The organism is Streptomyces sp. NPDC059009 (assembly GCF_042740175.1).
GTDB lineage: Bacteria > Actinomycetota > Actinomycetes > Streptomycetales > Streptomycetaceae > Streptomyces.
Window position 1 is genome coordinate 196455 of sequence record NZ_JBHYJB010000003.1, and the last position, 13332, is coordinate 209786.

11 protein-coding genes are annotated in these 13332 nt (G+C 71.5%); 3 read left to right on the forward strand and 8 right to left on the reverse strand.

The genetic code is table 11. The annotated features are described in order from the left end of the window. Window positions 1-18: 18 nt before the first annotated feature. Window positions 19-1491: an MFS transporter gene (locus tag ACFWYM_RS04410; protein WP_384829767.1), complete on the forward strand. Its 1473-nt coding sequence runs from the start codon at window positions 19-21 to the stop codon at window positions 1489-1491. On the opposite strand, the gene ACFWYM_RS04415 is transcribed toward ACFWYM_RS04410, so the two are convergent. Further along, entirely contained in the window at window positions 1461-2285 is an 825-nt protein-coding gene (locus ACFWYM_RS04415; RefSeq protein WP_384829770.1) for an AraC family transcriptional regulator, read from the reverse strand. The two genes, ACFWYM_RS04410 and ACFWYM_RS04415, sit on opposite strands and share 31 nt — an antisense overlap. An 80-nt stretch (window positions 2286-2365) precedes the next feature. On the opposite strand from ACFWYM_RS04415, the gene ACFWYM_RS04420 reads away from it, so the two are divergent. Next, window positions 2366-3277, forward strand: coding sequence for an NAD(P)H-binding protein (locus ACFWYM_RS04420; protein WP_384829773.1), 912 nt, complete (start codon window positions 2366-2368; stop codon window positions 3275-3277). A gap of 7 nt (window positions 3278-3284) precedes the next feature. Here ACFWYM_RS04420 and rarD read toward each other — a convergent pair whose 3' ends face one another. Beyond that, the gene (rarD, locus tag ACFWYM_RS04425; RefSeq protein ID WP_384830143.1) at window positions 3285-4253 is read right to left on the reverse strand and encodes an EamA family transporter RarD; all 969 of its coding nucleotides are present in this window, start codon (window positions 4251-4253) and stop codon (window positions 3285-3287) included. A 352-nt stretch (window positions 4254-4605) separates the two neighbouring features. Next, window positions 4606-5472, reverse strand: coding sequence for an NAD(P)H-binding protein (locus ACFWYM_RS04430; protein WP_384829776.1), 867 nt, complete (start codon window positions 5470-5472; stop codon window positions 4606-4608). Window positions 5473-5573: 101 nt separating this feature from the next. On the opposite strand from ACFWYM_RS04430, the gene ACFWYM_RS04435 reads away from it, so the two are divergent. After that, a complete protein-coding gene (locus ACFWYM_RS04435) occupies window positions 5574-5945 on the forward strand; it encodes a winged helix-turn-helix transcriptional regulator (protein WP_384829778.1) in 372 nt (123 codons plus the stop codon). 46 nt (window positions 5946-5991) lie between these two features. Here ACFWYM_RS04435 and ACFWYM_RS04440 read toward each other — a convergent pair whose 3' ends face one another. From ACFWYM_RS04440 to ACFWYM_RS04460, 5 genes are all read right to left on the reverse strand, one after another. After that, entirely contained in the window at window positions 5992-7080 is a 1089-nt protein-coding gene (locus ACFWYM_RS04440) for a 2-oxoacid:ferredoxin oxidoreductase subunit beta (protein WP_384829781.1), read from the reverse strand. Further along, window positions 7073-9004 carry a 2-oxoacid:acceptor oxidoreductase subunit alpha gene (locus ACFWYM_RS04445; RefSeq protein WP_384829784.1) on the reverse strand — a complete coding sequence of 644 codons (1932 nt, stop codon included), beginning with the start codon at window positions 9002-9004 and terminating at the stop codon, window positions 7073-7075. Before ACFWYM_RS04445 ends, ACFWYM_RS04440 begins: the two co-directional genes overlap by 8 nt. Before the next feature lie 303 nt (window positions 9005-9307). Continuing rightward, complete coding sequence (locus ACFWYM_RS04450) at window positions 9308-9967, reverse strand: LuxR C-terminal-related transcriptional regulator (protein ID WP_384830146.1); 660 nt, start codon at window positions 9965-9967, stop codon at window positions 9308-9310. Window positions 9968-10235: 268 nt separating this feature from the next. Then, entirely contained in the window at window positions 10236-11561 is a 1326-nt protein-coding gene (locus ACFWYM_RS04455) for a sensor histidine kinase (protein ID WP_384830147.1), read from the reverse strand. 342 nt (window positions 11562-11903) lie between these two features. Then, complete coding sequence (locus tag ACFWYM_RS04460) at window positions 11904-13118, reverse strand: sensor histidine kinase (RefSeq protein WP_384829787.1); 1215 nt, start codon at window positions 13116-13118, stop codon at window positions 11904-11906. Window positions 13119-13332: the final 214 nt, after the last annotated feature.

The following is a 13332-nucleotide window of genomic DNA, read 5'->3' on the forward strand; positions in this document are numbered from 1 at the left end:
GAGCTCAAGGAGAACGTCATGCGCGCACGCGCCTGGGCACTGCTGTTGGTCCTCTGCGGAACGATCTTCCTGGAGGGCATCGACGTAGCCATGATCGCGGTCGCCGTGCCGTCGATCAGATCCGATCTGGAGTTGTCCACGGGCACGGCGGCCTGGCTGCTGAGCGCCTATGTCCTCGGGTACGCGGGCTTCACGCTGCTCGGCGGCCGGGCCGCCGACCTGCTGGGCAGACGCCGGATGTTCCTGATCTGGCTCGGTGCCTTCCTCGTCTTCTCCGGCCTCGGCGGCTTTGCGACGGAGGGCTGGATGCTGATCGTCGCGCGCTTTGTGACGGGGGTGTCCGCCGCGTTCATGACGCCCGCCGCGCTGTCGCTCATCACCACCTCGTACGCGGAGGGGCCCGAGCGCAACAAGGCCCTGCTGGTCTTCGCCGGTACGGGCGCCGGGGGCTTCTCGCTCGGCCTCGTCATCGGCGGGCTGCTCACCGAACTCGGCTGGCGCTGGGTGTTCTTCGCCCCCGTCATCCTCGCGGGCGCCCTCCTCGTGGCGGCGCTGCGCCTCGTCCCCGCGCCTGCCGGCCGGTCCGCGCCGAGGGGAGAGCGGGGTGGCTTCGACCTCGCGGGAGCGGCCACCGCGGCCGGTGCCATGCTGCTGCTCGCCTTCGGGGTCGTGCGGCTCGAACACGGCCTGGACGGCTGGCCGTTGACGGCCGGTGCGGCGCTGGCGGGGCTGCTGCTCATCGCCGCGTTCGTCGGCATCGAGCGCCGCGTGGCCGTGCCCCTCGTCCGGCTCGGGATCTTCCGTACCGGCTCGGTGGTCAGGGCGGGGCTCGGGGCGCTGCTCTTCGTCGGGGCCTTCTTCGGCTTCCAGTTCGTGCTCACCCTCTACCTCCAGGAGCTGCGCGGCTGGTCGTCGTGGCAGACCGCCGTCGCCCTGATCGCCATGGGCTGTGACGTGGTGCTCGCGCCCACGCTGACGCCCCGCCTGGTGAACCGCTACGGCAACGCCCGGGTGATCCTCGGCGGGTTCGTCCTCGCGGTCCTCGCGTACGGGTTCTTCCTGCCGGTCGGCCCGGACTGGACGTACGCGGTGATGTTCCCGGCGCTGCTCCTCGCGGGCACCGCCTTCGCCCTGGCCTACGGCCCGTTGATGATCGCGGCGACCGACGGTGTGCCGGAGTCGGAGCAGGGGCTCGCGGGCGGGCTCCTCAACACCGGGACCCAGTTCGGCTCGGCGATAGGGATATCGGCGGTGACGGCGGTGTACGGGCTCGCCTCGCCGGAGGTGGGAGCCAGTGCGGGGGAGACCCTCTCGGCGTACCGGGCGGCGCTCGTGGTGCCCGTGGCGATGGTGGCGGTCGGCACGGCTGTCGCCGTCTTCGGGCTGCGGTCCCGCAGGGGCGTTCCCGGCGCTGTGGTGAACACACGCCCGGAGCAGGCGGGTTCGGACGCGGACTTCGCTCAGCCCACGGCCGTGAGCGAAGCCCGGTAGCCGCTCGGCGCGATGCCCCGGATCCGCTTGAAGGCGTCGCTGAAGCCGAACCCGTCGGCGTACCCCACCTGCCCCGCCACCCCGGCGACCGTCGCACCGGGCTCGGCGAGGAGCTCGGCGGCGAGCGTCATCCGCCACTCGGTGAGGTAGGCCATCGGGGGCTTGCCGACCAGCTCGGCGAAGGTGCGGGCGAAGGCGGCGCGGGAGACCTGGGCGCGCGCCGCGAGCCCGGCCACCGTCCAGGACCGGGCGGGCTCGTCGTGCATGGCGCGCAGGGCGGGGCCGACCACGTCGTCGCCGAGCGCCCGGTACCAGCCGGGCGGGCAGGCTTCGGGCAGGTCGAACCACTCGCGCAGGGTGCAGGCCAGCATCCAGTCGAGCATCCGGTCCATCACGTACTGGCGGCCCGGCCGGTCGGCGGTCACCTCGGCGGCGATCAGCTCCACGATGGGCAGGCACTCCTCGCCGGACGGCACGACGAGGACCGGCGGCAGCGCGCTGATCAGGCGCCGCCCGACCGAGCCCGCCAACTCGTAGGCACCGGCGACCAGTTCGCCCTCGACGGTCAGCACGGTGGGCGCCGTCGTGCAGATCACGGCGGCGCCGCCCTCGCGCAAGCGGTGCGGGGCACCGCCCGCCGGGTCCGTGATGCGGGCGGATCCCCGTACCACCGTGACCAGTTCGAGCGCGGCGCCCCCGGTGCGGCGCGGCTCCCACGGCCCGCTGAGCACGGCCCGGTCGAACAGCGCGCCGTCCGCGCGCACCCCTCGCAGCAGATCCCCCAGAGCGTCCACCCCACCACCGTAGACGGACACCCATGAGGGCGAGACGGACGCCCATGTCAGCAGTACGGGAAGGGCGGTTGGCTGAACCCATGACGACCTACGACACGAACACACCCGCACCCGCACCCGCACCCGGATCCACACCCGCACCCGGATCCGCATCCGAATCCGGGTCCGCACCCGCACCCATCCTCGTCCTCGGCGCCACCGGCAAGACCGGCCGCCGCGTCGTGGCCCGGCTGCGGGCGGCGGGGCGGCCCGTGCGCGCCGCGTCCCGTACCGCCGAGACCCCCTTCGACTGGACCGACAGCGCGACCTGGGGCCCCGCCCTGGAAGGGGTGTCCGCCGTCTATCTGGTGCCGCCGCCCCGCCCTGAGCCGATCGCCGCGTTCGTCGAGCGGGCGCGGGCCGCGGGCGTGCGCCGCTTCGTGGTGCTGTCCGGCCGGGGCATCGAGCAGTACGGGGACTCCTTCGAGCCGTCGATGGCGGAGGCGGAGCGCGTGGTGCGCGCGGCGGGCGTGGACTGGACGGTGATCCGGCCCAACAACTTCGTGCAGAACTTCGACGAGGACCTCTTCCGGGCCCCGCTCCTGGCGGGCCGCCTGGCGCTGCCGACCGGCCATGTCCTGGAGCCGATCATCGACGTGGAGGACATCGCCGACGTCGTCGCGGCTCTGCTCACCGAGGACGGCCACACCGGCAAGGTCTACGAGCTCTCCGGGCCGCGCGCGCTCACCTTCGCCGACGCGGTGGCGGAGATCTCCGCGGCGGCCGGGCGTCCGATGCGCTTCGAGGCGATCACGGCCGACGCGTACACCGCCGAGCTCACCGCGGACGGGGTCCCCGAGGCCGACGCCCGCTCGCTCGCGGACGTCCTGGTCTGGCTCTCCGAGGGCCACAACTCCTCGGTGGCGAGAGGCGTCCGGGACGTACTCGGCCGCGAGCCGCGCGACTTCTCCGAGTATGTGAAGTCGGCGGCCGCGGCCGGTGCGTGGTCGTAGCCGAAGGTCAGCCCACGGTCTCCCGGGAGACGCCGTCCTGGGACACGCCGTCCTGGGACACGCTCTCCGAAGGCGTGCCCGCCCGGGAGACCCGCTCCCGCTCTCGTTCCCGCTCCGCGGCCGCCGCGGCGCGGGAGAGCTCCACCCGGCCCCGGTGCGCCGTCCGCAGCGCGTCCCAGGTCAGCAGCGCGAGCGCCAGCCACACCAGGCCGAACCCGGCCCACCGCTCGATCGGCATGGCCTCGTGGAAGTAGAGGATGCCGATCACGAACTGGAAGACCGGCGCCAGGTACTGCAGCAGCCCGAGCGTGGACAGCGGCACCCGGATCGCGGCCGCGCCGAAGCACACCAGCGGCACGGCGGTCACCACACCGGTCGCCGCGAGCAACACCGCGTGCCCCGTCCCGTGGTGGCCGAAGGCCAGGCCGCCCTGGGTGCCGAGCCAGATCAGATAGGCGAGCGCGGGCAGGAACTGGATCGCGGTCTCGGCGGCGAGCGACTCCAGACCGCCGAGGTTCACCTTCTTCTTCACCAGGCCGTACGTGGCGAAGGAGAAGGCGAGGACGAGGGAGATCCACGGCGGCCGCCCGTATCCGAAGGCGAGCACGAGGACCGCGGAAAGGCCGACGCCGACCGCCGCCCACTGCACGGGCCGCAGCCGCTCGCCGAGCAGCACCACGCCCATCGCGATGGTGACCAGCGGGTTGATGAAGTAGCCGAGGGAGGCTTCCACGACGTGGCCGGAGTTCACCGACCAGATGTAGACGCCCCAGTTGACGGTGATGACGGCGGCGGCGACCGCCACCAGGCCCAGCCGGCGCGGCTGGCGCAGCAGTTCCAGCGCCCACGCCCAGCGCCGCACGCACAACAGCACGACGACGACCAGGACGAGCGACCACGCCATGCGGTGGGCCAGGATCTCGGCCGCCCCGGCGGGTTTGAGCAGCGGCCAGAACAGGGGCACGAGCCCCCACATCCCATACGCCGCGAAGCCGTTCAGCAGCCCGATCCGCTGCTCGCTTCCGGACTGCTCACCCTGCAGGTCACCCTGCGACTGGGGGCCCGCCTGCCCCACCGGACCCTTCACGGTCCCTCCTTCACGCGCGCAGCACCGTGCTGCCCGCTGAAAGTATCCGGAAAGACCTGGATCTGTCAGCCCCGTATGAACTGAACACTCATGACGGCGCTGGTGGGACAAGCGTGGGGCGAATCAGCCCGTCGGAATCAGCCCGTCGGAATCAGCCCGTCCGGCGTTGGAGGACGAGGCGCGCAGCGCCGATGGGGGGGGCCGGGGGCGAAGCCCCGGGAAGGGCGCCCCACCCAGAAGCTCAGCCCTTGACCGCGACGGCCACCGCCGAGGCCAGCGGCGTCGTCGCGCGCCCGATGAGGGCGGCCAGCTCCCCACTCGTCCCGGCCAGGCGGCCACGAGCCACCGCCGCGTCCACGTCGACCAGGATCTCCGCGAACTGCTGCGGCACCCCGGCCCCGGTCAGGACCTCCAGGTGCGCGGCGGCCGGGACGTCGCGGTGGGCGATCTCCTGGCCGGACGCCCGCGCGACCTCGGCGGCGTACTCGGCGAGCGACCAGGCCACGTCCCCGCTCAGCTCATAGGCGCGCCCCAGGTGGGCGTCGAGGTCGCCGGTGAGGACGGCGGCGGCCGCGGCGGCGTAGTCGGCGCGCGCGGCCGAGGCGATCCGCCCCTCGCCCGCGCTGGCGACGACGGCGCCGTGCGCGAGGACCGGGGCGAGGTTCTCGGTGTAGTTCTCGTGGTACCAGCCGTTGCGCAGGAACGTGTACGGCAGGCCGGAGTCGAGGATGACCTGCTCGGTGGCCTTGTGCTCGTCGGCCAGGAGGAAGTCCGCGTCCGGTCCGCCGAGGATGCCGGTGTAGGCGAGCTGCGCGACGCCCGCCGCCTTGGCCGCGGCCACCACCGCCGTGTGCTGCGGCACGCGCCGCCCGACCTCGCTGCCGGAGATCAGCAGGACGCGGTCGCCGGAGCGGAAGGCCCCGGCCAGCGTCTCGGGGGCGCTGTAGTCGGCGATGCGCAGCTCGATCCCGCGGGCCGCGAGAGCGGCGGCCTTGTCCTTGTCGCGGACGACGGCGGCGATGTCGGCCGCGGGCACACCGCGGTCGAGAAGGGCGTCGATGACGAGACGGCCGAGGTGCCCGGTGGCTCCGGTGACGACGATGCTCATGTCTTGAATCTCCTGGTACGGGGTCTTCCGCTGCTTCTGGGACCGAGCGTACGTCGAGCGCTAACTATTCGTAAGTACCCACTTTGAAGTAAGGTACTGGCATGGCAGTAAGCGAATGGAATCTCAGCGGTGACGAGATGTGCCCCCAGCGCCTCGTCCTGGAGCACGTCACCAGCCGCTGGGGCGTGCTGGTCCTGATCGCCCTGGAGGAGCGCTCGTACCGCTTCAGCGAGCTGCGCCGGGCGATCGGCAAGGTCAGCGAGAAGATGCTGACCCAGACCCTGCAGACCCTGGAGCGCGACGGCCTCGTCCACCGCGACGCCAAGCCGGTGATCCCGCCCCGCGTCGACTACTCCCTGACGGACCTCGGCCGCGAGGCCGCCGGACAGGTCCGCGCCCTCGCGGCGTGGACGGAGCAGCGCATGGACGACGTGCAGAAGGCGCGCCTGGCGTACGACGAGGCCCGGTCCTGAAGATTCAGAACCGGGCCTCGTACTGCGGCGGTTGACGTGATCGGTGTCAGCCGACGACGGTCCAGGTGTCGCCGCCGGCGAGCAGGGCGGCGAGGTCTCCCTTGCCGTTCTGCTCGATGGCGGTGTCGAGCTGGTCGGCCATGAGCGTGTCGTAGACCGGCCGGTCGGTGGAGCGGAAGACGCCGATGGGGGTGTGGTGCAGGGTGTCGGGGTCGGCGAGGCGGGAGAGCGCGAAGGCCGTCGTCGGGGACGCGGCGTGCGCGTCGTGGACGAGGATCTGCGCCTTGTTGTCCTCGGTGACCGCGACGACCTTGAGGTCCCCGGTGATCGAGTCCCGTACGACGCCCTTGGAGCCGTCGGTGCCGAAGACGATCGGCTTGCCGTGCTCCAGGCGGATCACGGCTTCCTCGGCCTGCTGCTTGTCCTTGAGGACCTCGAAGGCGCCGTCGTTGAAGATGTTGCAGTTCTGGTAGATCTCCACCAGCGCGGTGCCCTGGTGGTCGGCGGCCTGGCGCAGCACCGAGGTGAGGTGCTGGCGGTCGGAGTCCACGGTCCGGGCGACGAAGGACGCCTCGGCCCCGATGGCCAGGGAGACCGGGTTGAAGGGGGCGTCCAGGGAGCCCATCGGCGTCGACTTGGTGATCTTGCCGACTTCCGAGGTGGGGCTGTACTGGCCCTTGGTGAGCCCGTAGATCCGGTTGTTGAACAGCAGGATCTTCAGGTTCACGTTGCGGCGCAGCGCGTGGATGAGGTGGTTGCCGCCGATGGACAGCGCGTCGCCGTCGCCCGTGACCACCCACACGCTCAAGTCCCGCCGGGAGGAGGCGAGTCCGGTGGCGATGGCCGGGGCGCGGCCGTGGATGGAGTGCATCCCGTAGGTGTTCATGTAGTACGGGAAGCGGGAGGAGCAGCCGATGCCGGAGACGAAGACGATGTTCTCCTTCGCCAGGCCGAGCTCGGGCATGAAGCCCTGCACGGCGGCGAGGATCGCGTAGTCACCGCAGCCGGGGCACCAGCGCACTTCCTGGTCGGACTTGAAGTCCTTCATGGACTGCTTGGCCTCGGCCTTGGGGACGAGCGAGAGAAGCGTCTCGGTCGTGCCCCCGGTCCCTTCCGTGGTCGTCGTGTCAGCCATCGATGGCCTCCTTGAGAGCCGTGGCGAGCTGCTCAGCCTTGAACGGCATGCCGTTGACCTGGTTGTAACTGTGGGCGTCCACCAGGTACTTCGCCCGGATGAGGGTGGCGAGCTGACCGAGGTTCATCTCGGGGATCACCACCTTGTCGTAACGCTTCAGGGCCTCGCCGAGATTCCGCGGGAAGGGGTTGAGGTGGCGCAGGTGGGCCTGCGCGATGTGCTCCCCGGCCGCGCGCAGCCGGCGCACGGCGGCGGTGATGGGGCCGTACGTCGAACCCCAGCCCAGGACCAGGGTGTCGGCCTGCCCGTCCGGGTCGTCGACCTCGATGTCGGGCACCTCGATGCCGTCGATCTTGGCCTGCCGGGTGCGGACCATGAAGTCGTGGTTGGCCGGGTCGTAGGAGATGTTGCCCGTGCCGTCCTGCTTCTCGATGCCGCCGATCCGGTGCTCCAGACCCGGCGTGCCCGGCACCGCCCACGGCCGCGCGAGGGTCTGCGGGTCGCGCTTGTAGGGCCAGAAGACCTCGGTGCCGTCGTCCTGCGTGTGGTTGGGCCCGGAGGCGAACTGCACCCGCAGATCCGGCAGTTCGTCGACCTCCGGAATCCGCCACGGCTCGGAACCATTGGCCAGGTAGCCGTCCGAGAGCAGGAAGACCGGGGTGCGGTAGGTGACCGCGATCCGCGCCGCCTCCAGCGCCGCGTCGAAGCAGTCCGCCGGGGTCCTGGGCGCCACGATCGGCACCGGCGCCTCGCCGTTGCGCCCGTACATCGCCTGCAGCAGGTCGGCCTGCTCCGTCTTGGTCGGCAGGCCGGTCGAGGGCCCGCCGCGCTGGATGTCCACGATCAGCAGCGGCAGTTCGAGCGAGACCGCGAGACCGATCGTCTCCGACTTCAGCGCCACACCCGGACCGGAGGTGGTGGTCACGGCCAGCGAGCCGCCGAAGGCCGCACCGAGCGCGGCACCGATGCCCGCGATCTCGTCCTCGGCCTGGAAGGTCCGCACACCGAAGTTCTTGTGCTTGGACAGCTCGTGCAGGATGTCGGAGGCCGGCGTGATCGGGTACGAGCCCAGATACAGCGGCAGATCCGCCTGCCGGCCCGCCGCGATCAGCCCGTACGACAGCGCCAGGTTCCCCGAGATGTTGCGGTACGTACCCGTCGGGAAGGCCGTGGCGGCCGGGGCGACCTCGTAGGAGACCGCGAAGTCCTCGGTGGTCTCACCGAAGTTCCAGCCCGCGTGGAACGCCGCGATGTTCGCCGCCGCGATCTGCGGCTTCTTCGCGAACTTCGCCTTCAGGAACTTCTCCGTGCCCTCGGTCGGCCGGTGGTACATCCACGACAGCAGACCCAGCGCGAACATGTTCTTGGAGCGCCCGGCGTCCTTGCGGGACAGGTCGAACTCCTTGAGCGCCTCCACCGTCAGCGTGGTCAGCGGCACCGGATGGACGTTGTAGCCGTCCAGCGAGCCGTCCTCCAGCGGCGAGACGTCATAGCCGACCTTCTGCATCGCCCGCTTGGTGAACTCGTCCGTGTTGACGATCACCTCCGCGCCGCGCGGCACATCGGCGATGTTCGCCTTCAGCGCCGCCGGGTTCATCGCCACCAGCACGTTCGGGGCGTCGCCCGGAGTGAGGATGTCGTGGTCGGCGAAGTGCAGCTGGAACGAGGAGACACCCGGCAGGGTGCCGGCCGGGGCACGGATCTCGGCCGGGAAGTTCGGCAGCGTCGAGAGGTCGTTGCCGAACGATGCCGTCTCCGAGGTGAAACGGTCGCCCGTGAGCTGCATACCGTCACCAGAGTCCCCCGCGAACCTGATGATCACCCGGTCGAGACGGCGTACGTCCTTCTCGCCCGCAGGCTTGCGTTGCTCTCCGACGACAGCCCCGTCGGCCTGCTCGGCTGGGCTACTGACCTGGCTGGTCACTGAACTGGACCTCCCTCGAGGCGGCTGAGCTGGAAGGACGGGACGACCGGCCCTCGCAAGGCCCACCCTACGTCGGTGAGGGTTGCCTTCCTCGGGCCTCTCGCATCCTGGACGCTACTTTGAGACGCCGTGATGCCCTGATTCGTCATGGTCTGACCCGCCCCTCGCCCTTCATGGAAAGACGCTCCTCGCTCATCCATTGGTTCTAGGACTGTGTTCTAGGAGTGGTGCTGTGTGTGCTGCTGCCTATACGTCTGTGCGCGGTTCCGTGGCTGGTGCGGTATCTGACAGGGTGTCAGGTTGCTAGGAGTTGAGGTAGGTGAGGACGGCGAGCACCCGCCGGTGATCCCCGTCACTCTGGGACAGGCCGAGCTTCAGGAAGATATTGCTGACGTGCTTCTCGACGGCCCCGTCGCTCACCACGAGCTGACGGGCGATCGCCGAGTTCGTGCGCCCCTCGGCCATCAGACCGAGGACCTCCCGCTCACGCGGCGTGAGCCCCGCGAGAACGTCCTGTTTGCGGCTGCGCCCAAGGAGCTGGGCCACCACCTCCGGGTCGAGCGCCGTACCGCCCTCCGCCACCCGGACCACCGCGTCCACGAACTCGCGGACCTCGGCGACCCGGTCCTTCAGGAGATAGCCGACGCCACGGCTCGAACCGGCGAGCAGCTCGGTCGCGTACTGCTCCTCCACGTACTGCGACAGGACCAGCACACCGAGACCGGGGTGGCGCTGGCGCAGCTGGACCGCGGCCCGCACCCCCTCGTCGGTGTGCGTCGGCGGCATCCGCACATCGGCCACCACCACGTCCGGGAGCGCGCCCTGCTCCCCGAGCCCGGTGACCGTCTTGATCAGTGCTTCCGCGTCACCCACACCCGCGACCACGTCATGGCCGCGGTCGGTCAGCAACCGGGTCAGGCCCTCCCTGAGCAGCACTGAATCCTCGGCGATGACCACCCGCACCTTGTCCTCCACGATGTTCTTGGCCCCCCAGCCCTGTCCCCGCCCCGGTGCAACAGCATCCAGCATCCCAGCATCGCGAGCCGCACGCGCCCGAGCGACGGGGATACGACAGGCTTCGGTGCCCTTGCACCAGCGGCGTCCCACGTCCGAGGGGCGTGGGACGGGGCCCGGATACGGCACATGAGGGCGGGCCGCGCCATGCCTTCGGCGGGCCCGCCCTCATGCCGGACGCCGGGGTGCTCCCGGCGCCCTCCTGCTCTGCCCCCGCTCACCCCCGCCAGGGCAGCTCGGCCGTGACCGTGGTCGGCCCGCCCTGCGGCGACTCGACCACGAGGATCCCGTCGACCGCGTCCAGCCGCCCGGCGAGCCCCGCGATACCGGACCCGGCGCTCGCGTCGGCACCGCCCCGGCCGTTGTCCCAGACCTGGAGCATCAGCCGGTTCTCGACCTGCCACACCTCGACGCCGGCCTGCGTGGCCCGGCTGTGCTTGCTGATGTTCTGCAGCAGCTCGGAGACCGTGAAGTACGCGATGCCCTCGATGGCCGCCGCCGGGCGGGACGGCAGATCCACCTCGACCTGCACCGGCACCGTGCAGCGGGCGGCGAGCGCCGAGAGCGCCGCGTTCAGGCCACGGTCGGTGAGGACGGCCGGGTGGATGCCCCGGGCCAGGTCGCGCAGCTCCTGCAGGGCCACCTTCACCTCGCCGTGCGCCTCGTCGACCATGCGCGCGGCGGCCTCCGGGTCCTCGGTCAGCTTCTCCTTGGCCAGGCCCAGATCCATGGCGAGGGTGACGAGCCGGGCCTGCGCGCCGTCGTGCAGATCGCGCTCGATGCGGCGCAGATCGGCGGCGGCCGTGTCCACGACGACGCCCCGGTCCGACTCCAGCTCCACCACGCGGGACGCCAGCCGCGACGGCCCGAGCAGCCCGAACACCAGCAGCCGGTCGACGGTCGTCAGGGCCCGGACGATCCACGGCGTGGCGAGCGTCACCAGCAGGCCGACCAGCGCGACGAGGCCGATCTCGAAGGGGTTGTCGAGGTAGATGCGGTGCTGGTCGTCGCCGTAGATCTGCAGCCCGCCCTGGCCCGCGTACATCGGGAAGACCCAGAACCAGAGCGGATACGTCAGCATCGCCCAGCCGTACGACCAGAAGCCCACCCCCACCACGAACGAGAAGATCGCCCACGGCATGTGGATCAGCGCGTACAGCAGATGCCGCCAGGAGGCACCGCTCTTGAGCATCGCCCCCATCCACGCGAACGCCCCGCCGTCCCGGGGCCGCAGCGGCTCCGGCGCATCCACCTCGAGGCCGAGCAGGGCGCGGGCCCGCTGCCGCTCCAGGGCGCCGAAGCCCCGGCAGGCGAAGAGCCCGAACGCGAGCACGGGGATGCCGATGAACGTGATCAGGAGCCCGACGCCGAGCGACATCACCGCCACCGCGAACGCGAACGCGCAGACGCCGATCGGCAGCGAGAGCACCACATAACCGAGCTCCCGCCAGGTACGGGCGGCAAGCGGCGCCCGCAGCCCGGAGGGCACCCGATGCCGCCGCTCCGGCGCGTACCCCTGCCCCTGTCCGTACTCCGTGACCATCGGCGTCATCCGTTTCTGCTCCGTTGCTGCTCCGGACGGCGACTGCGTCCGCCCCGTGTGCCGCCCCGGGCGGCAACTGTGCCCGCCCCGTGCGTCGTACCTCCAGAATCCGCGCCCCGGCGCATCGCTGCCATGGAGCACGTCGGCGTCTTGGACCGGGGGTTTTCCCTACCTTGGGCGAGCTGCCTTTGGCGTGCTTCGACACCTTGGGCGAGCTGCCTTTGGCGTGCCTCGGCGATGGGCAGGGATCACACAGGGGCCCCACCCACCCCGTAAGGGCACTTCCCTACGGAACCCGCTCCCCACCGAGCCGCCCCCTACGGAGCCGCCCCTTGCCGACCCTTACGGAGTCGACTTCCGGTCCCGCCACGGCAGTTCAGCCGTGATCGTCGTCGGCCCGCCCTGCGGCGACTCGATGACGAAGAGCCCGTCGACCGCGCCGAGCCGGTCCGCGAGGCCCGCCATGCCAGTGCCGCCGTCGAGGGAGGCACCGCCGCGCCCGTCGTCCCACACCTGGATCAGGAGCCGCCGGTCGGACCGCCACACGTCGACGCTCGCGGACCGGGCGCCGCTGTGCTTGCTGACGTTCTGGAGGAGCTCGGAGACCGTGAAGTACGCGATGCCCTCGATGGCCTCCGCGGGCCGCTCGGGCAGTTCGGCCGTCACCTTCACCGGCACGGTGCACCGCGAGGCCACCGCGGACAGCGCCGCGTTCAGGCCGCGGTCGGTGAGGACGGCGGGGTGGATGCCGCGGGCCAGGTCGCGCAGCTCCTGGAGGGCGAGCTTCACCTCGCCATGCGCCTCGCCGACCATCTCGGCGGCGGCGTCCGGGTCCTCCAGGAGCTTCTCCTTGGCGAGGCCGAGCCCCATGGCGAGCGCCACCAGGCGGGCCTGCGCGCCGTCGTGCAGATCGCGCTCGATGCGGCGCAGGTCGGCGGCGGCCGTGTCCACGACGACGCCCCGGTCCGACTCCAGCTCCGCGATGCGCTGCTCCAACTCGTCGGACGGGGACAGCAGTCCACGCACCATCGCCCGGTCCGCGTTGGCCAGCCCGCGCACCACGAACGGCAGCACCGGCCACAGCACGAACAGCCCCACCGTGGTGACCGCGAAGGTGACCACGCCCCAGGGCAGCCGCATGACCGCGTACAGCATGGTGCGCCAGCCCACCGGGTCCTTGAGCCCGGTCCACAGCCAGCCGAAGAACCCGCCCCTGTGCCGCGCGGTGGGCAGCGGGCTCGGCTCGTCGACGTGCAGCCCGAGCAGCGTGCGGGCGCGGGCCCGCTCCATCCGCCCGTACTGCCGCGCCCCGGCCAGGCCGAGGGCGAGCAGCGGCAGGCCGATGACCGTGACCGACAGCAGGCCGCCCGTGAACACCACGGTGACGGCGTAGACGAAGCCGATGATGCCCATCGGCAGGTTCACCAGCAGATGGGCGATCTCCCGCCAGGTGTGCCCGCCGTACGCGAACCGGGCGGGCGGCGGCCCGTCGGCGGACGCGGACGCGCCCGTGGACGCGGCTGCGGCGGCGGAGGAGGTCGAAGTGCTCGCGGTCATACGCGCAAGCGTGCCCGGCCGCGCGCCGCGACGCCATGAGGTGCGCTGCCGGGGCGTACGGGGGATAACCCCCCATCCGCCCCGGGTTCCTCCCGGTACCGGCCCGGGTTCCTCCCGGCACCGCCCCCGGTTCCTCCCGGTACGCTCCCCGACCCGGTAACGGAATGGCCGTGACAGATGCCTGACGCTCTGCTTACCGAACCTTTAGCAGGGC

What these genes read in the sequence shown, in the direction of transcription:
- ACFWYM_RS04410 (WP_384829767.1), top strand. Translation starts at nt 19, where the DNA reads ATGCGCGCACGCGCCTGGGCACTGCTGTTGGTCCTCTGCGGAACGATC.
- ACFWYM_RS04420 (WP_384829773.1), top strand. Translation starts at nt 2,366, where the DNA reads ATGACGACCTACGACACGAACACACCCGCACCCGCACCCGCACCCGGA.
- rarD (WP_384830143.1), bottom strand. Translation starts at nt 4,253, where the DNA reads ATGTGGGGGCTCGTGCCCCTGTTCTGGCCGCTGCTCAAACCCGCCGGG.
- ACFWYM_RS04430 (WP_384829776.1), bottom strand. Translation starts at nt 5,472, where the DNA reads ATGAGCATCGTCGTCACCGGAGCCACCGGGCACCTCGGCCGTCTCGTC.
- ACFWYM_RS04435 (WP_384829778.1), top strand. Translation starts at nt 5,574, where the DNA reads ATGGCAGTAAGCGAATGGAATCTCAGCGGTGACGAGATGTGCCCCCAG.
- ACFWYM_RS04440 (WP_384829781.1), bottom strand. Translation starts at nt 7,080, where the DNA reads ATGGCTGACACGACGACCACGGAAGGGACCGGGGGCACGACCGAGACG.
- ACFWYM_RS04455 (WP_384830147.1), bottom strand. Translation starts at nt 11,561, where the DNA reads ATGGTCACGGAGTACGGACAGGGGCAGGGGTACGCGCCGGAGCGGCGG.
- ACFWYM_RS04460 (WP_384829787.1), bottom strand. Translation starts at nt 13,118, where the DNA reads ATGACCGCGAGCACTTCGACCTCCTCCGCCGCCGCAGCCGCGTCCACG.